Below are 20,415 nucleotides of genomic sequence, written 5' to 3'. Positions count from 1 at the left end.
TCCGGCGGAGATCGGGTGAAGTTACTTGAATTCATCAAGTCTCATTCATGGGCGCGGCTGTCCGAATCGTCGTACGCCATCTCGACGAATTCGGAACCCTCGGCCGTCGTGGCTAAGGCAAGAGAGTTCCTCGACCCCAATGACAACATCTACGTGATTACATTGAAGAGGCCCTACTCGGGATGGGGCCCGGCAAGAGTAAACGAATGGCTAGAATCAGCATTGACTGACTAGATAATACGTAATGCGTCGAGCCCATAGCCCGCGAGGCAGACCTCCAAGCTGCTTACCTCATCGAAGGTGAAGACGACTGGTCGCCTCGGACCGGGGAGGCCACGATAGCGAAGCAGCGGTGTAGGGGGAGCCAAAACGCGTCGATCTCGCGATCGAGACGCTTGCATCCGCCCCACGCGTCGTCCAACCTGGGCTGCACACCTCGGACCATCCCGCTCATGATCCTATCCCGGGTTCCCCCGTGACTCCTTTCTCCCCCACCGCCGCCGAGTCCGAGCTGGCCTCGGTGATCGTCCCCTGCTTCAACCAGCGGGCCTACACCCGCCAGTGCCTGGCCGCCCTGGCCCGCCACACCCGGAGGCCCTGGGAGCTGATCGTCGTCGACAACGGCTCCGACGACGGCACGGCCGAGTACCTCGAGGGGGTCGTCGACATGGCGGGCGTGCCCGTCACGGTGATCCGCAACGCGGCCAACCTCGGCTTCCCGGCGGCGTGCAACCAGGGGATCGCCGCGGCTCGCGGGGCCTACCTCGTGCTGCTCAACAACGACGCGGTCGTCACCGACGGCTGGCTCGACCAGCTCATCGGCCTGGCGAAGGCGGATCCGGCGATCGGGCTGGCCGGGCCGATGTCCAACGACGCCAGCCCGCCTCAGCTCGTCGAGGACGTCCCCTACGACGACCTCGAGGAGATGCACGAGTTCGCCGCCCGGTTCCGCGCCGAGCATCGGGGCACGTGGCTGACGACCGGGAAGCTCTCGGGCTTCTGCCTGCTGATCCGCCGCGCGGTGGTCGACGCGATCGGCGGGCTGGACGAGCGATTCGGCTTGGGGCTCTTCGACGACGATGACCTCTGCCTGCGGGCCCGACGCGCGGGATTCGAGCCGGCGGTGGCGTGCGACCTGTTCGTGCACCATTTCGGCGGACGGACGTTCGCCGGGGCGGGGATCGACCCCGGGCGGCTCCTGGGCGCCAATCGCGCGGCGTTCGAGTCCAAGTGGGGCGACCTGGCCCCCGCGGGGCGGATCGTGCCGCTGAGGGCGTGGGGGGCGACGCGGTCGGACGAGGGGCTCCCGGCCGGCGACCCTCGGCGGCCGCGGGTGAGCCTGACGATGATCGTGCGCGACGAGGAGGACAATCTGCCGGCGTGCCTGGCCTCCGCCGCCGGCCTCTTCGACGAGGTCGTCGTCGTCGACACCGGCTCGAGGGACCGCACCCGCGAGCTGGCCGAGGCGGCAGGCGCCCGGGTTGTCGAGTTCGCCTGGGTCGACGACTTCGCCGCGGCGCGCAACGTCGCGCTGGAGCACGCCACCGGCGATTACGCCTTCTGGCTCGACGCCGACGACCGCGTCGAGCCGGCCGAGCACGCCCGGTTGAAGAAGCTGCTCTCGGGCCTGAAGCACGGCGACGAGGCGGCCTACGTCGTCAAGTGCTCGTGCGACCCCGACCCGAAGAAGGGGGGGGAGACGGTCGTCGACCACGTGCGGCTGTTCCCGAGACTGCCGGGCGTGCGCTGGACCTACCGAGTGCACGAGCAGATCCTGCCGTCGTTGCGGCGGGCCGGGGTCCCGGTGCGGTGGACCGACGTGACGGTGCGGCACGTCGGCTACGCCGAGCCGGGGCTGCGCTCCTGCAAGCTCGACCGCGACGAGCGGATCCTGCGGCGCGAGCTGGCCGAGCGGCCCGGCGATCCGTTCGTCCTCTTCAACCTGGGCGGAATCGCCGTCGAGCGCGAGGATTGGGACGAGTCGATCGGTCTGCTCCGAAAAAGCTTGGCCGGCTCGGCGCCATCGGACTCGATCACGCGCAAGCTGTACGCGCTGATCGCCCGGGCGCACCAGCGGAACGGCGAGCCCGAGCTGGCCCTGGCCGCGTGCGCCGAGGGGCTCGACGCGGTGCCCGACGACGCCGAGCTGCTGTTCCGCCGCGCCGTGCTGCATAAGTTCGCCGGGTCCCCGGCCGAGGCGGAGGCCGATTGGGCGCGGATCCTCCGGCTACGCCGGCCCGAGGAGTTCGCCAGCGTGGACCCGGGCATTTACGGCCACCTGACCCGGCGCAACCTGGCGCTGCTGGCCGAGGAGCGGGGCGACCGGGCCGCGGCGGCCACCCGGTGGCGCGAGGTCCTGGGGGAGGTCCCCGGCGACGGCGAGGCCCGCGCGGCCCTGGCGCGGCTGGCCTGGGACCCGCCGGCCCTCGACGCGGCGGACTGGCTCCAGGCCGGGTCATCCCGCAAGGTCGTGCCGATGCGCGGGCCGGGGGACTTCGACCCCTACTTCGGGATCGCCGAGGCCTGGGTCCGCGCCCTGGACGCGAGGGTCGTCGTCGAGCTGGGGGGGCGCGCCGGCTCCAGCGCCAGGGCCCTGCTGGCCGGGGTGCACGCCACCGGCGGGCGGCTCTGGGGGGTGGACCCGGAGGACAATTACGGCATCGCCGACCCGTCGTTCACCTACCTGCGTGCCGACGCGGCGGGGGAGTGGGCCTCGATCGACCTGCTGCACGTGGACACCGACCCGCACACCGAGGCCCGGACCCGGCGGTGGTTCGACCTGTACGCGTCGAAGTGCCGGGCGATCGCGCTGCACGACGCGCACCACCCGGACTCCGGGGTGGGGGCGGCGGTGCGGGCGTTCCTCGCCTCCGGCCCCGACTCGTGGGCGGTGTTCGAATACCGCGGCAACCCGTCGGGCTGGACCATCCTGGTCCGTACCGGTGACCCCAGCCTGTCGGGCCCGGCCCTGCCGTGATCGGGGCGAGATGATCGGCCGAGATCACGCAGGCGGAGGAGGATCGCGATGGCCATGACGCTCCCCGACGGCAGCCCGCTCATCGTGCACGACGGAGTCCTCGCCGAGGCCCGGCCCGGCGGCCGCCTGGTCCTCTGGGTCCGCGGCGAGGATCGAGCGGGGTACCGCGCCTGGGAGCGGATCGCCACGGCCGCCGGGGCCCCGGCCGAGGGGGCCGGCGGGATCCGGTCCGTGGCGGCATCGTCGTGGCGGGCCCAGCAGCGGCAGCGCGGAGGGCTGATGGGCGCGATCCGGTCCCTCACGGGGTCCGGGGCGGCGGGGGACTGGACCCTGCCCGGCGGGGGCGAGGTCGAGTCGCTCGGGACCCTCGCGCGCGGCCTGCGGCTGGCGTGGCTCCCAGGCCAGCCGGGCGTCGCCGATCGGCCCCGCCTCGCGGCGCTCTGGCCCCGCTCGGCCGGGATCCGCCCCCTCGGCCCGTCCCTGTTCCTGGTCGAGGAGGCCGAGGAGTCGCGCCCTCCGGCGGGGGCGGCCCCGACCCCGCCGCGACGGGAGGATGCCGTCGGGCTCGCCGAGCAGGCCCTCGCCGGGGCCGCCGGATCGGGCGACCGCCGCAAGGCCCTCGCGGCGGCCTCGGACCTGGGCCTGACGCTCGTCTACGCGGGCGACGCGGCCAGGGCCTCGGAGGTCCTGGGATCCGCGCTCGGCGAGGCCGAGGGGATGGGCGACGCGGCCCTGATCGACGACCTCGCGGGCAACCTGGCCTACGCTGACCTCATCCGGGGGAGGCCGGCCGACGCCGCGCGGAGGCTCGAGCCGCTGGCCCTCCGCGCCCGCGCGGCAGGGGACGGTTACGGCGAGAAGATGGCCCTGGACCGGCTGGCCCGGGCCCGCTTCGATCTGGGCGACCGGGCCGGCGGCCTGACGCTCCTGGGGCGGCCGATCGCCCTGGCGGCGCGGCTGGGCGACCTGAAGCACGAGGCGGACCTGCTCTGGCTGGCGGCGATCCACCTGGCCGACCTGGGACACATGGCCGAGGCGGCCGCCGCGGGAGGTTCCGCCGTCGATCGGCTGCGGCGGCTGGGCGACCCGGCGGCGGCCTGGTACGCGCACCACCTGGCCAACTTCGGGCCGACGGTCGCAACACCTGTGCAACCCACGAATCCGCGGACTGCCGCGTCGGGGACCTTGCGGCTGGCGATCTCGGCGGCGAAGTCGATGGCGGCCTTCGTCGGGTCGGGATTCAAGGTCGCCCCCCAGGAGGTCTACCACGCCCGGCTGGCGGCCTGCGCCGGCTGCGAGCACCACACGGGGCTGCGCTGCCGCGTCTGCGGCTGCATCACCGCGGCCAAGGCGAGGCTCGGCCACGAGCGATGCCCGGCGGGGAGGTGGTGACACGATCCAAGGATCTGGGGACCGCGGGGATGTTGAGTCCGCAAGAATTCGCGGCAACCCCCTTGTGTCGCCGATCTGGCTCGTCTTAGATAGGCCTCCTTGATTGGCGACCTGTGACGCCATGGCATGCGATTCGGATCGTAACGGTTCGATCATCGAGATATTAACAGAGGTCCACCCGATGGCCCGCACCCCCCGGCCGCCGATGCGGCTGCGCGTCGAGAACCTGGAATCCCGCCAGCTGTTCCGAGGGGGGGAGGCCTCGCGCGAGGCCCTGGCCGCGATGGCCGCGTCGATCCGGCTCGGCGCGGAGGCCCGCCGCGACCTCGCCGCCGTCCGGCCCGCCGCCCACGCCGCGGCCCTGCGGCAGGGCGCTTCGGCGCAGCCGGCGACCGTCTACCGCTGGGTCGGGCCCGGGCGTGCGTGGGACCTGACGACGCCGGCGCTGCCGGGCTTCGCCCTGCACGTCGGCAAGGGCGACGTGCGCACCGCTTCGGGGCGGGCCTATCAGGGCCGGCTCGCCCTGACGGTGCTGCCGGGGGCCGGGTCCGGGGACTATCAGGTCCGAATCGCCGGGGTGCGAGGTGCGGTCCACTTCCGCACGCCGGCGCGGGTGACCCTGCCCAACACCCTTGGCGTCGCTCCGGGATCCGAGCTGACGCTGCTGACGATGAGCCCGGCGACCGGTGTGGTCGAGGCGGGGACGCTGCGGGCCTCGGCCGACGGCCGGAGGCTGGAGACGGTCGCCGGCGGCCTGGCCGGGCCGGGCCTCATCCTCGCACCCCGCGCCTCGGCCCCCGGCGCGGTCGCGAGGGAGTCCGCCCCGATCGCCACTTCCCAGGCCGATGGCGCGGCGACGCAGGCGGCGTCAGACCCGGCAGATCCCCCCCCGATCGTCGCCGAGGACCTGCGGCTCTCCGTCGCGGTCGGCGACGCCCTCAGGCTCGCGGTCGCCCCGGGCGGCCTCGACGGCGGGGCGGACGTCTATTCGATCGCGCCGATGCCGCTGCCGGCGAACATGCGCTTCGACACCGGCAGCGGCGTTCTGTCGTTCGCCCCGGCCCCCGGCCAGGCCGGCACCTACAAGTTCACCGTCACGGCCCTGCGGGGCGACCGACCCCTGGCGGTCCGGACGGTCGCCGTCGAGGCGGCCCAGTCCGAGCTCGACTCGACGGTCGTCTCCGGCCGCGTGGTCGACGAGGCGGGCAGGCCGCTCGCCGGCATGCCGGTGACGATCGGCGACCTGGCGACGATCTCGGACGAGGAGGGGAGATTCTCCCTGGCCGGGGTGCCGGAGGGGCCGGCCCTGCTTAGTGCCGGCGGCGATCTCGCCTCGAGCCGGGGTCGGCTGGGCCTGCTCAAGCCCGTCGACCGGCTGCTCGGCCACGATGCCTACGCGAAGACCGAGAACGTCATCCCGCAGCCGCTGGTCCTCCCGTACCTCGACTATTCATCGCCGGAGGCCGCGACCCAAGCCGGGGCGGATGGCGCGCTGGTGCTCGCCAGCACGGCCCTCCCGGGCCTCGCCATCGAGGTGGCCGACCCGAAGTCCTCCGGCTCGTCCCCGTCCTCCACGCTCGCCGTGGCGCTGCTGCCGGCGGCCGTGACGGCGCAGCAGATGCCCGAGGGGATGACCGGGTCGATTCTGTCGATCAGGACCAGTGGCTTCGACCCCGACGACCTGGTCAACCTGACGCTGCCGGCCCCGCCGGGGGCCGAGCCCGGCTCGGAGTTCGAGCTCCGGATGTTCAACCCCAGGATCGGCGGCCACGACGTCGCCGTGCGGGTGGCCGTCTCGGAGGACGGCCGGACGATGCAGTCGCTGACGCCGTTCGCCCTCTCCGCGACGCGGTCCGCCCCGACCCGGGAGGAGGAAGGGGACGTCCCCGCCAGGCTGTCCGGCGCGGGGGCCCTGTCCCTCTCCGCCGCGAGCGATACGTTCGAGGCCTGCGTCCTCGTGACGCCAAAAAACCCCCCGATGGGGCCGACCGGCCCGTGCGGCACCTGCCCGACGCCCGCCGGAGGGTCGGCCCCTCCCGGATCCACAGGCCCCGTCGGCTCCTTCGGCGGGTCCGGCCCGGGCCCCATGCCCGGCCCCATGCTGGCCTCAGACATCAACCTGGTCACCGGCGAGTTCTACCAGGACCACCGGCTGGCCACCTACCAGTCGCTGGGGCAGTCGCGCGGGATCGACCTGCAATACAGCTCGCTGCAGGGAAACCGCAAGCCGGTCATCCAGTACCGCTACACCCAGCCGATGGGCGGCGGCTCGCTCGAGAAGATCACCTTCTCCCTCAACGTGGGGGGGGCCACGTCCTCGGTCGAGTTCGACGGGCCCCTGGTCGGCGGGCAGACTTATTACATCCCGATGCAGTTCAGCGCGGCCTCGATGGCGACGGGCCTGTACGACTACACGATCGCGGCCACGCAGGACTACGGCCCGACCTCGGGCACGGGCTTCGCGGTGGCCTCGCTGACGACGCAGGCCAGCGGCAAGGTCGACGTCGTCGACCGCTCGGCCGAGCCCGTCGGGTCCGGCTGGAGCGTCGGCGGCCTGCAGCGGGTTCACGAGCCCGTCGCCGGCGGCCCGGCCCTGATCACCGACGGCCACCTCGTCCCCTCGCGGTTCAGCCCCGTCTACAACGCCGGCCAGGTCAAGGTCCAGGACCTGGCACTGGCCTCCTCGGGCTCGTCCACCCAGGTGCTCAGGAACGCCGACGGCGACGGCCGGTTCGACACCTTCACCCCGGTGGCCTCCGGCGGGGGCGTCTTCGGCACCGCGTCGGCCGACTTCGACGGCGACGGCAAGCCCGACCAGGCGATCCTCGGCGGCACGGCCCTGGCGATCCAGCTCAACAACGGCCTGGGGGGCTTCACGGCCGGCACCAGCTACACGCTGCCGGCCGGGTATTACGCCAAGGCGGTCGTCGCCGGCAACTTCGGCGGCGTCTACACCGGCCACCCCGCCGGCACGGTCGACCTGGCGGTCATCCTGGCGCCGACGACCGGCACCGGGTACGTCGTGCGGGTCTACACCGGGGCCGGCAACGGGACCTTCCCGACCGCGACAAGCAACGCCGCGGGCAACGGCTCCTACTCGGGCACCCGCCTGGGTTCGAGCTTCTCGGGCAATCGGCCCGGATCGGCCGTCGCCGCCGACTTCAACGCCGACGGCAAGGCCGACGTCGCCTTCACCACCGACGACGGCAAGCTCGACGTGATGCTCGCCTCGGGCTCCGGGGCGATGGGCACGGCCACCGCACTGACGCTCAACTCGGGCTTCTCGGCCATCGGCGTGGCCGCGGTCGACTACAACGGCGACGGCGACCAGGACCTGGTCGTCGAGTCTTCCAGCCCGGCGACCGTGCTCGCGGCGGTGTTCCCCTACGGCAACCTGTCGGTCTACTCGAACGGGGGGTCCGGGGCGTTCTCCTACGTCTCGAACTACGTGCTCAGCGGCCATCCCTACGACGGGACGGTCGGCCTGGTCGCCGGCAACTTCTACGGCTCGGCGAAGGGGCTGCACGTCGCCGTCCCGACCAACGGCGACGGCCCGGGATTCTTCAAGATCGGCTACCTCGAGCTGGTGTCGCTGAGCACCTCGGGGACCTTCGGCTTCAGCACGATGTACCCGCTGGACAACGCGACGAACCCGACGGCCGTCGGCAACATCGTGGCGGCCGACTTCGACGGATCGGGCAGGCCGGGCATCGCCCTGACCGACGGCACCGGCTACATCCGGATGCTCGTGCCCGACCTGGAGTCCGACCAGTTCATGCCGATGCGGAAGATCCGCGTCTCGACGGCGGTCACCGACGTCGGCATGCTCGCCGTCGCGCCGTTCGCCGGCACCGCCGCGGCCTCGGGCTACCGCGGCCACGCCAGCGAGCCCTCGACCCTGGTCAAGAATGTCGGCGGCACCTGGACCCGCACCTACCCCGACGGCACGGTGATCCAGTACGACACGGCGGGCCGCGAGGTCTCCGAAACTGACCGCAATCTCAACGCGACGACGTACAACTACGTCCCGGCGGGCCAGCCGGGGGCCGGATCGCTGCTGTCGGCCGTCGACCCGGTCGGCCTGAGGACGACGCTGGCCTACGACGCCGTCACCGGGCGGCTCAAGTCGGTCCTCGACCCCGCCGGTCGGACCACGACGATCACCCTGGACTCCTCCAACAACCTCACCCGGGTCGTCGACCCCGACGGGGCGACGAGCACCTACAGCTACGCGACGCCGTCGGACCACCTGATGACCGGCGAGGTCACGCCGCGCGGGCAGGTGGCCACGGTCACCTACAACGCCTTCAACCAGGCGACCTCAGAGTCGCTTCCCGGCGGCGGCGCGACGACCTCGGTGACTCCCGCGCTGAGTGAGGGGCTCGTCACGGGCACCGGCAACCCCGCGAGCAGCCTCTCCACGGGCTTCGCCGGCGTCGTGACCGACCCCAATGGCCACGCGATGACGACCCCCTTCACCTGGATGAGCCACCCGGCCGGCAGCACCGACGCCCTGGGGCGGACCACGGTCATCACCTACAACAATCGGGGCTTCCCCTCGTCGGTGACCGACGAGATGCGTCAGGTCACGACCTACACCTACGACAAGCGGGGCAACGTCACCTCGATCACGCAGCCCCTCGACGTCGAGGACCTGTTCATCGGCCCCGCACCGCCCGCGTTCGGCCTCACGCCGGCGACGATGACCATCGCATACCACCCGACGCTGAACATCCCGACCTCGGTCACCGACTTCCTCGGCCGCACCACCACCTACACCCTCGACGCCCGCGGCAACGTCCTGAGGAGGACCGACCCCGACCTGCTCCATCAGGACTGGACCTACAACGCCGCCGGCCAGGTCCTCACCGACACCGACCGCGCCGGCATCGTGACCCGCTACCGCTACGACGCCTACGGCCGCACGATCGCTGCCCTGCCGCCGGCGGGCACCCCCTCGGCCAGCACGGCCGCCGCCGGCAAGGGGCCCGACGCCGCCTTCGATGCCGACCCGGCCACGGCCTGGGCCTCGACCGCGGCGGCCGCCTGGGTGCAGATCCAGCTGGCCGGCAACGCGGCCCAGAGGGTCACGACCTACTCGGTGACCGCCGCGGCCGACGCGGCGACCTACCCGGGCAGGACCCCCAAGGACTGGGCCCTGAAGGGCTCCGCCGACGGCACGACCTGGACGACGGTCGACACCCGCACCGGCCAGGCCGCGGCGCTCAACACGGGCTCGGGGACCACCCTCTCGTACGCCGTCACCACCCCCGGGTCGTACAGGTACTATCGCCTGGACGTCACGGCCAACAACGGCGACGCCACGGCCACCCAGCTGGGCGGGGTCGACCTGCGGGCCCCCCAGGCCTCGACACGCAGCGTCTCGGCGCTGGGCTGGGCCTCGGCCAGCTCGACGCCGTCCGCGACCCAGGGGGCCGGCGTCGCCTTCGACCAGACGACGGGCACCACCTGGCTTTCGGGCACCACACCCTGGCTGCAGTACCAGTTCGGCAACGGCGAGGCCTACGCCGTCACCCAGTACCAGCTGACCAGCGGCTCCGACACGTTCACCTACCAGGGGCGGGCCCCGAAGGACTGGCAGCTGCAGGGCTCCGTCGACGGCGTCAGCTGGGCCACGCTCGACTCGCGCACCAACGCCGCCGTCACCGCCAACTCGACCACGACGACCTACACGGTCGCCTCCCCCGGCGTGTACCGCTTCTACCGCCTGAACGTCACGGCCAACAACGGCGACCCGACCTACACCCAGCTGGCCGACGTGCAGCTGCTGGCCGTCGTCTCCGGGGCGACGACCGGCGTCGCCTTCGTCGGCACGATGACGGCCAGCTCGACCCCTAGCCCCACTCAGGGGGCCGCCACCGCCTTCGACCAGGACACGAACACCACCTGGCTGGCCGACACCACCCCCTGGGTCAGGCTCCAGTTCGCCGGCGGGGCCGCCTACACCGTCACCGAGTACCGCTTCACCAGCGGATTCGACACCCCCACCTACCCCGGCCGGGCGCCCAAGAGCTGGCAGCTGCAGGGGTCCAACGACGGCCTGGTCTGGTCCACCCTGGACACCCGGATCAACCAGGCCGACGCCGCCGGCCTGCACGCCACCTCCTACACGGTCGCCACCCCGGGCTCGTACAAGAACTACCGGCTCTATGTCCCCACCAACAACGGCGACCCGAGCTACACCCAGCTGGCCGACCTCGACCTCCGCGTGGCAACCGCGCCGGCCAGCGTCGCCTCGACCGCCTACTCCTTCGCCTACGACGCGGCGGGCAACGTCGCCGCGGCGACCGACCCGCTGGGCAACACGTCCTACGTTCGCTACGACGCGATGAACCGGCCGGCCTCGGCGGTCGACCCCGCCCAGGCCAGGCTGCGGGGGACTGCCGCGAGGAGCGCCTTCGCCTACGACCCCGCCGGCAACCTGGGGACGATGACCGACGCGCTGGGCCGCGTCACGACCTACTCCTACGACGCCCGCGACCGGCTCGTCTCGGCCACCGACCCGGTCAACCAGGGGAGCGTGCGGCACACGACCTACGTCTGGGACGGGATGAACCTGATCGCGACGGTCGACCCGCTGGAGCACAGGACGACCTACGGGTACGACGTCATCAACCGCCTGACCTCGGTCAAGGATGCCCTCAGCCACACCGCGACGTACTCCTACTATTCGCGGATCGACGACGGCATCACCCAGTATTTCTCGATCGTCACCGCGACCGACCCGCGCGGCAACAAGACGACCCAGACCTACGACGCCCGCGGCCGGCTGGCGCAGGTCGACAGTCCGGGCGCGCCCGGCGCGACGACCACGGCCTCCTACCGCTACGACAACAACGGCAACCTCACCACGCTCACCCTCGCCCTGGCGGGCCGGACGACCGCCTACGCCTACGACAACCTCGACCGGCTGACCACGGTCACCGACCCGATGGGGCACGTCACCTCCTACGGCTACACCGCCGCCGGGGACCTCGCCTGGGCGGCCGACCCGCTCAACCACCGGACCACCTACGGCTACGACGCCCGCCGCAACCGAGTCTCCGTTCAGGCCCCCGCCGGCGGCGGCACCACCGCCTATACATACGACCTCGCCGGCCGGCTGACGAGCCTCGTCGACCCGGTCGGCAACGTCACGGCCTGGTCCTACGACGCCGCCGGCCGCGTCGCCGCCGAGGTCGACCCGCTGGGCAAGGTCACCGCCTACCAGTACGACGCCGTCGGCAACCTTACCAACCGCACCGACCGCATCGGCCGCATCACCCAGTACGGCTACGACGACGACGACCGGCTCACCGCCGAGAAATGGCTCCCCGTCGGCGGCGGGACGGCGACCAACCTCATCACCCAGACCTACGACTTCGCCGGCCGCCTGACGCTGATCCAGGACGCCTCGAGCAAGTACGCCTACACCTACTACGACAACAACTTGCTCAGGACCGTCGACGACGCGGGGACATCCGGCCTGCCGCAGGTGACCCTGACCTACGGCTACGACGACGCCAACAACCGCACCAGCGTCGCCGACACCAAGGGGGGGCTGACCAGCTACGCCTACGACGCCCGCGACCGCCTCACGACGATCGCCCAGTCGGGCACCGGCGTCGCATCGAAGTCGGTCGCGATCGCATACGACGCCGCCGACCGTCGCACCACCCTGACCCGCTACAGCGACGCCACCGGCTCGACCGCGGTCTTCGTCTCCAAGTATGCCTACGACGCCGACGACCGGCTCACGACCCTCACCCACCAGACCGCCGCCGGCACCGTCCGCTCCTCGTACGTCTACACCCTCGACGCCGCCGACCGCCTCACCTCCGAGGCCCGCGTCTGGACCACCTCCGGCGGCACCGCAAGCGACACCGTCGGCTACGCCTACACCAACGACGACCAGCTGACGACCGTGACGCATTCCAACGGGTCGTTCGCCGGCGAGTCCTTCGGTTTCGACTCCAACGGCAACCGCAACACCGGCAGCTACGCCACCGGCACGGGCAACCGCACCTCCTCCGACGGCACCTACACCTACGGGTATGATCTCGAGGGGAACCTCACCTCGAAGACGCTCGACGCCAACAACCAGACCCTCTACTTCTGGGACCAGCGCAACCGCCTCACCTCCGCGACCATCAAGGTGGCAGGGGTCACGACGACCGCGACCTACACCTACGACGCCATGGACCGGCGGATCGTCGCCACGTCCGGGGGGACGACCACCGCCACCCTCTACGACGGATCCGCGGCGATCCTCGACTTCGTCAACGGCTCCGGGACTCCGGCGGCCCGCTACCTCCAGGCCGACGCCGTGGACGAGATCCTCGCCCGCGAGGTCGCCGGCACCGTCGGCTGGTACCTCCAGGACCGCCTGGGCACGGTGAGGGATATCGCCAGCAACGCCGGGGCGATCGTCAATCACATCGACTACAAGGTGTACGGCGAAGTCCTGTCCGAGACGGGGGCGATTGGCCTGCGCGACCGGTGGAAGTTCACAGGCAGGGAGCTCGATGCGGCCACAGGGCTCTACTACTACCGGACCCGATACTATGATCCATCATCGGGATCATTCATTAGTGATGATTCAATATCATTCATGGGCGGAGACGCCAATCTCAGCCGATACATAGGAAACAACCCGTCGAATTACTCCGATCCATTCGGGCAATATCCCTTCTTGATCACTGGCGCGATAGGAGCGGTTGGAGGAGGACTTATTGGGGGGGGCATGGCATTGTGGAATGGTGGAGACGGATGGGCAATCGGAGGAGGAGCGATCAAAGGCGGCTTGATCGGAGGCGCCGCCGGACTTACTGGCGGACTCGCTGCCGGTGGTGTATCTGGGACCGGTGGTGCATTTGGATTTTTCGGAGGCGGTACTGGAGGGTCCATTGGAGCAGGTATCGTAGGGGGTGGAGTAGCGGATCTTACTGGTCAAGGTTTAAACTATCTTGGTGGCGGCCAGGATGGTTACTCTCCGAGGCGGACGATCTGTTCTATGGCTGTTGGTGGAGCTTTCGGTGGTGCAGTAGGCGCTCTCAGGCCGACAGTTACGACAGGACATGCGGGGACACAACTCAAGCCGGCTACCCAACAGCTTAATAGCTGCATTCGAGATATATCAAGAAGAACAAAACCGGCGGGTCCTGATCTCACTCCGAAGCCAGTCAGGACGCCCGTCGAATCTCAACCGCTTACTCCCTTCCCACCTGGCAATCCGTCACCGCCACCACCGACTTGGGCAGATGGCCCTCCGCCAATACCTACTGGGATAGTTTACAGACCAACAGGTCCTAAGCCCCCACCAGGCTGGTTTGATTGGTTTTGGAATATGTGGTGATTATTGGATGCGATGCTATAAGCTCGAAGCCCACGCATTCTCGGCCCCGCGCGTCCTGTAATGGGATCGTCGCGCGTACGCCGGATTGGCCCTCCTTCACTGGCACCAACCAAGGACCTCCTCGACCTAAGAGGCTATCCGGCAACCTGATTTCCCCGTAAACTGTTGCTCATCCGGGAGTTCCTGTCATCCCTGAAGCCGATGAGGATGCCCCGATGCGTAAGCCCTACCCATCCGACCTCACCGACGATCAGTGGGCCATCATCGAGCCGCTCATCCGCGTCCACCGGGTGGGGCGGCCGCGGCAGGTCGACATGCGCGAGGTCCTGAACGCGATCTTCTACGTGACCCGCTCGGGCTGCCAGTGGGACATGCTGCCGCACGACCTGCTGCCCAAGAGCACCGTCTACGACCACTTCAAGCGGTGGCGAGACGACGGCACATTGCAGAGGATCATGGACCTGGTTCGCCGCGACGTGCGGGTGGCCGCAGGTCGCGACCCGTCCCCGCGGACCGCGTCGATCGACAGCCAGACGGTCAAGGGGAGCGAGGTCGGCGGCGCCCGCGGCTACGACGGCGGCAAGAAACTCTCGGGCCGCAAGCGTCACATCATCGTGGACAGCCTGGGGTTGCTGCTCGTCGTGCTGGTGACGGCGGCGTCGGCCGACGACGGGACGGTGGCGCCCCGGGTGCTGAGCCGGCTGACGCCCGAGCACCAGTCGCGGCTGGAGGCCGTGCGGGGCGACGGCAAATATCGCAACACTTCGCTGGAGGGTTGGCTGAGGCGGTCGAAGGTCGGCTATGGGGTCGAGGTGGTCAAACGCCCGGCCGGTTCGGTGGGGTTCGCCAAGTTGCCGAAACGCTGGGTGGTGGAGCGGACGTTCGCGTGGCTGGGTCGCTATCGCCGCAACAGCCGCGACTACGAGTGGCGGCCGGAGTCGAGCGAGGCGATGATCAGGTTATGCTCAATCCAGGGCATGCTGGCGCGGTTATGTCCGAATCCAAAAAAAGTAAACCCGTTCAATTACCCGAAAAACCGCCGTTTAGTTACCGGATAGCCTGTAAGACACGTGACGTCAAAGCAGCCCCACCAGCAGACATCGCGCCTCGGGCACTCTGAGGGCGATCCGCTCCGACTCACCGCCCAATTTTTGGGGGGCGGCCTGACAACCAGCGTCCTGACCCCCGCCAGGATCGCCTGGGCCAGCGGGGGGGTGTTAAAAGCAATGCAACAGAAAACCGGATTGAGCCTACCGAGCGCCGGAGTGACAACTGAGGTAAACACTTCTGAGCATCTTTTACCAGGCTCGAAAAGAGCGGTTTTCACTGTGCCTGACTGAACAGCTTTCGCTGAGTCCGTATTTGGCACTCGAAACTGCGGGCATCAAACCAATCGGGCGGGTCAAGGACGTCAGAAATTCGACAAAGAGGGCGGCCTAGGGCAATAAAGTTCGCGCCATGCAGTAGGCTGTGCCGGTGAACGTGCCTCCGGCGAGGCGTGCACGTGGTTCAGAATATGTTACCATGGAGGACCTGAATTAAGATTCGGGGGAAGATCGCGGCAGGGTCGAGGATAGATCGCCGCCAGAGGTGGTACGCATCGTGCCGCAAGGCCTAGCTGGACAGGGGGTCGAGACGTCGATCGAAATCTTGCCGGACCTGCGCGAAGATGATATCAATATGATGATGCATAAGTAGTCCTACTGTGCGCGAATGGGTAGTCAAGCAACGCCATCGTGCCGGGAGGCCCTCATTTTCTCGATCTGTTTAGCAACTAAGAAATTTTCCTTATATTAGTACAATACCTACATAAGATTTTTAACTCGGAATGAAGTCGCCTATCTCATTCCTCAGGAGTCAAGATGAACGATACCGTGATCATTCAGCTGGCCCATCGTCTTAACCGACTCGAATCGGCCTTCCTAGCAATCGTCGCAATCACCGCGGTCCTCTTGCTTGTGTCGGTGCTGAATTTGGTCGCTCGATGGAAGTCGCGAAATACAATAGTTCTTCGGGATCGTAGCGGGAGGGTCCGCCTGATGTTGAGCACGGAACGCGATGGCCGTCCCGAGATCGTGCTTCTGGATGAGCATGGTGTCGATCGTATCGCGGCATTCATAGAGGACGGAAACCCCGCCATCAGTTTCTTTAACAAAGATCAAATCAATATGATCTACATAGGTGTTGATTCAAACGGACTTCCTGCAATACTCCTGCGTGGCTCGGATGGCAAAAACAGCTTAGATGTCAGCCTCAATGCGAATGGCGAGCCCTACGCCGCGTTCTTCGACCGATCCGGCCGCCAGCGGATCAGCGGCGGAATGTCAATGTCAGGCCACCCAGCTATGGTGTTCTTCGACAGCAAGGGTCAGGAATGCGTCTCTATTGGGTTCGACGCCAACGGCGATCAGATACTAGAAAAACGCAGCAGCGGCGTCCGCGCGGATGGAGAACCAGAGGCTTCGATGGACGGGTAGGCCGCCGCCGCGTTGACCCTCTCGGTCGCCGAGCCGCCGAAGTCCCTCGAGATCCGGGGGGGAGAGGCAGACGGCCAGGGGGGTCGCCATCCAGGCGCGGATCAGGTCGCGTCGGAGCATAGAGGGGGCTATCGAAAGGGGTCTGGTTTGCTCGAGGCCGATCGGAAGAAGAGGGATTGCCCTTGGAAGCGACGTCACATCGGCCTTGTCGAGTCTCCTGCTTCGGCCGGGAATCGCGCCGGGGTCTCCCTCGCGTTTTCCGTCGTCGAATATCCGAGGAAGGCGATCCCCTTCAGCCTCCGCCCGAACTGCCGTTCATAGACGCTTCAGCAATAATGTGGATGTGCTCATCGGTGACCCCGATGCTGCGACATTCTTCCAGGATTGTGCCCTTTATTGATCCTCAGGCTGGTTGAGCCCTTTCTGTCTGGTTCGGATTCGGTTAAGCTCCCGGCCCATGGCGACCACTCGATCCGCCCAAGAGCTTGAAAACCGCCGGCGCCTGGCCGTCGTCCGCGTCAACGACGGCTACGCTCAGACTGAAGTCGCCCGCTTCCTCGGCGTCAACGTCCGCTCGGTCCGCAGGTGGATCGCCGCCCATCGCGCCGAGGGCGAAGCCGGGCTGGCCGCATCGACCGCACCGGGGCAAGCGCCCAGGCTCACTCCCGAGCAGGGCCAGATCGCCCTGGGCTGGCTGGGCAAGCCGGCCACCGAGTTGTGGACCGCCCCACGCATCGCCCAGCTCATGGAGAAGACCTTCGCGGTGAAGTACCACCCTCGCTACCTCAACGAGTGGCTGACCGCCCGGGGCATCACCCCGCAGAAGCCGCGCCGGGTGCCGCGCGAGCGCGACCAAGCCGAGATCGACCGCTGGGTCGCCGAGGACCTGCCGCGCATCAAAAAAAGGTCGAGGGGGATGGGGCCCACCTCGTCCTGATCGACGAGAGCGGCTTCCTAATGGCCCCTACGGTCCGCCGCACCCAGGCCCCGCGCGGTAGGACGCCGGTGATCAAGCAGCGGGCCGCCTATCGCGAGAAGGTCTCGGCCATCGCGGCCCTGTCGCTGGCACCTCACCGGCGGCGGCTCGGCCTGTACTTCGCGACTCGCCCCAAGGGCCACTTCGACAGCGCCGCGGTGGCCGAGTTCCTCCGCAAGCTGATGCGTCACCTGCGGGGCAAGGTCGTCGTGATCTGGGACAACGGCAACATGCACAAGGGGGAGCCGATCCGGGCCGTGCTCCGCGACTTCGAGCGGCTGACGCTGGAGCGACTGCCGCCGTACGCACCGGACCTCAACCCGGTCGAGTGGCTATGGAGCTACCTGAAGTATGGCGAGATGGCCAACTTCGCCCCACGCGACGCGGACCACCTGGATGGCGTGGTCACCGAACATCTCGGGTCGGTCCGCCGCCAGCCCGATCGCCTGAGGGGCTTCTATGCCGGAGCCAAAATCCCCTTGCTGGATAGGATCCAACCAACCTGAGGGGCAATAGCCAGGAGCCGCCCGAAATCAGCGAGTCGTAGACGTGAAGGAAGAATGCCGAGGCTGCGCCTTCGCCCGTCCCGGCGGCGCCGGAATCGACCAGGGGGAGGGAAAAATGGACATTATGGTTTTCATATATAAAAAATCAACATAAATGCACTCGCGGCCGGTCCCACGACCGAAGCATACCCCCGTGGACGATCGGACGGGGTTCTTCTCACGGCGGACGTGAGGGACGCGCCTGGGGCCCCTGTGGGTCGCGTGGCGGGCCTCGCGCAGTCGGATGGAATCGCGTTCGCCAGGTAGGCCCCGGCGTCCTTGTCCTTGCCGGGACGCTCGGCCTGGAGACGCAGGAGGGCGTCGATCTGACCGCGGATGTGGGCCTCGGGGAAGTCCTTATTCCACGACCAGGCCGTCGACCGCGGGTTCGGGCGAGGGAGCGACTGCACGCCGATCTCCGGAGCGGTGCTCCGACCTCGCCCTGGGTCCGGGGACGTAGGACATCGTCCATTCCGGTAGGTCCTCCCGACCCTGAGTCGGATTGAACTCGATGTCGGCGGAGATGTAGCCGGAGCCGATGTGCGGGGCATGCGCGCAGAATTCCGCATAGGACAATCGCGCGGCGTTGCCGTGCTTGACTGCGGCGAAGACCTTGTGCGCACGGCCAGCGATGCGGGCCGTGCCTCGAAGGACACGGCGGTCATCCATCCGGGTCGCGTCCCGGGCCTGGGCCACTCGACGACCTGATCGGCGGCCCCAAAAGACGTGGGACGGCTTCCGCTTCCTAGTCGCTGCGACCCGCGTGGCCTTCGTGGCCTTCATCGCCGGCTGATCTCAATTGATCCGCACCTACCGGCGCGGTAAAAAGGTAAGGCCCCTGGCCAGCGTCCCCACGCTGGCCAGGGGCCTTACACATGATTTGCCCGCGCGACCTTGCCGGGTCGCTTTGGGCGGTAACTCGCAGGGAAAGCACCCCATGACGAGCCAAGTCGATTCTACGCGCACCGCGACCGGTGTCAAAGAGCATTTCTCCGCGGTCCCCAACCGACTCCAGGACGACGCACGGCTCAAGCCGCGCGACCTGATGACGATCGCCGGCATCCTCCGCTACGCCAGAAGCAAGCACTGGGCGTCGATGTCCAACCGCGCGCTCTGCACCCACGGACGGTGCGAGGAGCGCACCATCCAGTACAGCCTCGACCGCCTGGAGCGATCCGGCTGGATCCGCAGGGTGGCCTGCCCCGACGCCCCGGGCTCACGCAGCGGGCGCCTGATCTACCTGACGTGGCGTTCACCTGACGCGGATTGCCCCCCCCCCCGCGGCCCGTTGCACCCGCCACCGTGCTACCCGTTGCACCCGAATTAAAGTCAGAAGAGAGAGAAAGAAAAACGGCCCCCGTGGGCTTGAACAGCCCGGGGCCGGCCGAGAAGGCCGGAGACCGCGGGCCCCTCGACTATGCCACCCTGGGCTGGCTCGACCGGCCGGAGTCGGACCCCCTCCGCAGGATCGCCGAGAAGGCCATGGCCGCCCGCCTGGGGCCCCCGCCCGCTTCAGACGCCGGAAAGCCCGCGCGACCCGCACGATCGCTCCTGGGTCCCCCCAGGACGCTGGCGGGGATGCTGGGCCGGCAGCTGGGCCGGCGGTCGTGAGCATCGGCTAGCCGACGCGGTTGACGTCGTACCTGGGCAGGGCCTTGTCGAGGACCTCCTGGGCGACCTCGCTGATCTTCCGCCCGCGCTGGTAGGCCAGCATGCGGAGCCGGAAGTGGACGTCCTCCGACAGGTAGAGCCGGCGGCCCTCGACCTTCTCGGCGGCCCCGGCCTTGACCTTGCGGCGGCGGACGGCCGGGGTCCGCGCCTCGGAGGCCTGGGCCTCGGGCTGCGGGGCCTCGGTCCCCTGCTCCTCCTCGGCCGGCCCGGCCTCACGCGGCGTCGTCGGCTGCAAGATCCCGGCCGGCAGCTGCATCCCGGTTCGCTTGTCGGCCATCGCGGATCTCCTGAGTGAGGGCTTCGTAGGCGACCGCCCCGATGGTCCGGGGCGCGTAAGTGAGGACCGGCTCGTGCCGGGCGTGGGCTTCCTCGATCTTGATTGACCGGGGGATCTTGGCGGCGAAGACCAGCGGGCCGAACATCTCGCGGAGCTGCCGCTCGACGTCGGCGTGGACGTTGTTCTTCTCGACCTGGGTCAGGAGGATGCCGCCGATCCGCAGGCCCTTGTTCTCCAGATAGCGTGCGACGAGGCCGACGTCTTCCTGGACCTGGCCCAGGCCGAGGACGCCGAACAGGCCGGGCGTGATGGGGACGATCACCTCGCCGACGAAGTTCAGGACATTCGTCGTGACGATCGAGCGGGTCGGGGCGCAGTCCACCAGCGCGTAGTCGTAGCCCCCCTGCCCGTCCATCGCCAACCGCAGTCGTCGCTCGCGGCCGACCTCGTTGGTCAGCGCCGCGGTGACGTCCGCCAGCCCGGCGTCGGATGGGATGACGTCGACGCCGTCGAGTCGGGTCGGGACGATGGCGTCGGCCGCGTCGCAATCCCCGGAGAGGACCTCGGAGATCGTCGGCCGACGGGGCTTCTCGCCGCCGAGCAGGACGTGCGAGGCATTGCCCTGCGGGTCGGTGTCCAGGACGAGCACCCGATGGCCCAGCCTGGCCAGCCCGGCCGCGACGTTGATCACGGTCGTGGTCTTCGCCACGCCCCCCTTGGCCGAGATGAATCCGATCGTTCGCAT

Annotated in this window: 12 protein-coding genes; 9 read left to right on the top strand and 3 right to left on the bottom strand. The window is 69.0% G+C overall.

From position 1 onward, the window contains the following. Positions 1 to 475 precede the first annotated feature (475 nt). From EP7_RS28550 to EP7_RS28520, 7 genes are all read left to right on the top strand, one after another. Complete coding sequence (locus tag EP7_RS28550) at positions 476 to 2,977, top strand: glycosyltransferase (protein ID WP_463528646.1); 2,502 nt, start codon at positions 476 to 478, stop codon at positions 2,975 to 2,977. 48 nt (positions 2,978 to 3,025) lie between these two features. Further along, positions 3,026 to 4,369: a DUF6171 family protein gene (locus EP7_RS28545; protein ID WP_463528669.1), complete on the top strand. Its 1,344-nt coding sequence runs from the start codon at positions 3,026 to 3,028 to the stop codon at positions 4,367 to 4,369. A 181-nt stretch (positions 4,370 to 4,550) separates the two neighbouring features. Beyond that, positions 4,551 to 13,724 (top strand): discoidin domain-containing protein, encoded by a 9,174-nt coding sequence (locus EP7_RS28540; protein WP_463528668.1) that lies wholly within the window; start codon positions 4,551 to 4,553, stop codon positions 13,722 to 13,724. Positions 13,725 to 13,939: 215 nt separating this feature from the next. Beyond that, positions 13,940 to 14,782, top strand: a complete 843-nt coding sequence (locus tag EP7_RS28535; RefSeq protein WP_463528667.1) for an IS5 family transposase — start codon at positions 13,940 to 13,942, stop codon at positions 14,780 to 14,782. A 981-nt stretch (positions 14,783 to 15,763) separates the two neighbouring features. Continuing rightward, complete coding sequence (locus EP7_RS28530) at positions 15,764 to 16,201, top strand: hypothetical protein (protein ID WP_463528666.1); 438 nt, start codon at positions 15,764 to 15,766, stop codon at positions 16,199 to 16,201. Positions 16,202 to 16,658: 457 nt separating this feature from the next. Continuing rightward, entirely contained in the window at positions 16,659 to 17,138 is a 480-nt protein-coding gene (locus EP7_RS28525) for a winged helix-turn-helix domain-containing protein (protein WP_463528665.1), read from the top strand. 20 nt (positions 17,139 to 17,158) lie between these two features. Further along, the gene (locus EP7_RS28520; protein ID WP_463528664.1) at positions 17,159 to 17,683 is read left to right on the top strand and encodes a transposase; all 525 of its coding nucleotides are present in this window, start codon (positions 17,159 to 17,161) and stop codon (positions 17,681 to 17,683) included. A 396-nt stretch (positions 17,684 to 18,079) separates the two neighbouring features. On the opposite strand, the gene EP7_RS28515 is transcribed toward EP7_RS28520, so the two are convergent. Next, positions 18,080 to 18,391, bottom strand: coding sequence for a hypothetical protein (locus EP7_RS28515; protein WP_463528663.1), 312 nt, complete (start codon positions 18,389 to 18,391; stop codon positions 18,080 to 18,082). Positions 18,392 to 18,659: 268 nt separating this feature from the next. Here EP7_RS28515 and EP7_RS28510 point away from each other — a divergent pair, with 268 nt between their 5' ends. Together EP7_RS28510 and EP7_RS28505 are read left to right on the top strand one after the other, a co-directional pair. Then, positions 18,660 to 19,049: a hypothetical protein gene (locus EP7_RS28510; RefSeq protein WP_463528662.1), complete on the top strand. Its 390-nt coding sequence runs from the start codon at positions 18,660 to 18,662 to the stop codon at positions 19,047 to 19,049. A gap of 32 nt (positions 19,050 to 19,081) precedes the next feature. Continuing rightward, entirely contained in the window at positions 19,082 to 19,333 is a 252-nt protein-coding gene (locus tag EP7_RS28505) for a hypothetical protein (protein WP_463528661.1), read from the top strand. A gap of 7 nt (positions 19,334 to 19,340) precedes the next feature. Here the strand turns inward: EP7_RS28505 and EP7_RS28500 are convergent, their stop codons facing one another. Continuing rightward, positions 19,341 to 19,670 carry a hypothetical protein gene (locus tag EP7_RS28500; RefSeq protein WP_463528660.1) on the bottom strand — a complete coding sequence of 110 codons (330 nt, stop codon included), beginning with the start codon at positions 19,668 to 19,670 and terminating at the stop codon, positions 19,341 to 19,343. Beyond that, the gene (locus EP7_RS28495; RefSeq protein WP_463528659.1) at positions 19,606 to 20,415 is read right to left on the bottom strand and encodes a ParA family protein; all 810 of its coding nucleotides are present in this window, start codon (positions 20,413 to 20,415) and stop codon (positions 19,606 to 19,608) included. Before EP7_RS28495 ends, EP7_RS28500 begins: the two co-directional genes overlap by 65 nt.

The organism is Isosphaeraceae bacterium EP7 (assembly GCA_038400315.1).
Taxonomy (GTDB): domain Bacteria; phylum Planctomycetota; class Planctomycetia; order Isosphaerales; family Isosphaeraceae; genus EP7.
The sequence above is the reverse complement of the archived record's forward strand: the minus strand, read 5'-3'. Positions and strand labels throughout refer to the sequence as shown.

Bases quoted from the DNA above. Each gene is read 5' to 3' on its own strand.
- EP7_RS28515 (WP_463528663.1), bottom strand. From the start codon at position 18,391: ATGGATGACCGCCGTGTCCTTCGAGGCACGGCCCGCATCGCTGGCCGT.
- EP7_RS28545 (WP_463528669.1), top strand. From the start codon at position 3,026: ATGGCCATGACGCTCCCCGACGGCAGCCCGCTCATCGTGCACGACGGA.
- EP7_RS28495 (WP_463528659.1), bottom strand. From the start codon at position 20,415: ATGCGAACGATCGGATTCATCTCGGCCAAGGGGGGCGTGGCGAAGACC.
- EP7_RS28540 (WP_463528668.1), top strand. From the start codon at position 4,551: ATGGCCCGCACCCCCCGGCCGCCGATGCGGCTGCGCGTCGAGAACCTG.
- EP7_RS28510 (WP_463528662.1), top strand. From the start codon at position 18,660: ATGACGAGCCAAGTCGATTCTACGCGCACCGCGACCGGTGTCAAAGAG.
- EP7_RS28535 (WP_463528667.1), top strand. From the start codon at position 13,940: ATGCGTAAGCCCTACCCATCCGACCTCACCGACGATCAGTGGGCCATC.
- EP7_RS28525 (WP_463528665.1), top strand. From the start codon at position 16,659: ATGGCGACCACTCGATCCGCCCAAGAGCTTGAAAACCGCCGGCGCCTG.
- EP7_RS28500 (WP_463528660.1), bottom strand. From the start codon at position 19,670: ATGGCCGACAAGCGAACCGGGATGCAGCTGCCGGCCGGGATCTTGCAG.
- EP7_RS28520 (WP_463528664.1), top strand. From the start codon at position 17,159: ATGGCCCCTACGGTCCGCCGCACCCAGGCCCCGCGCGGTAGGACGCCG.
- EP7_RS28530 (WP_463528666.1), top strand. From the start codon at position 15,764: ATGTTGAGCACGGAACGCGATGGCCGTCCCGAGATCGTGCTTCTGGAT.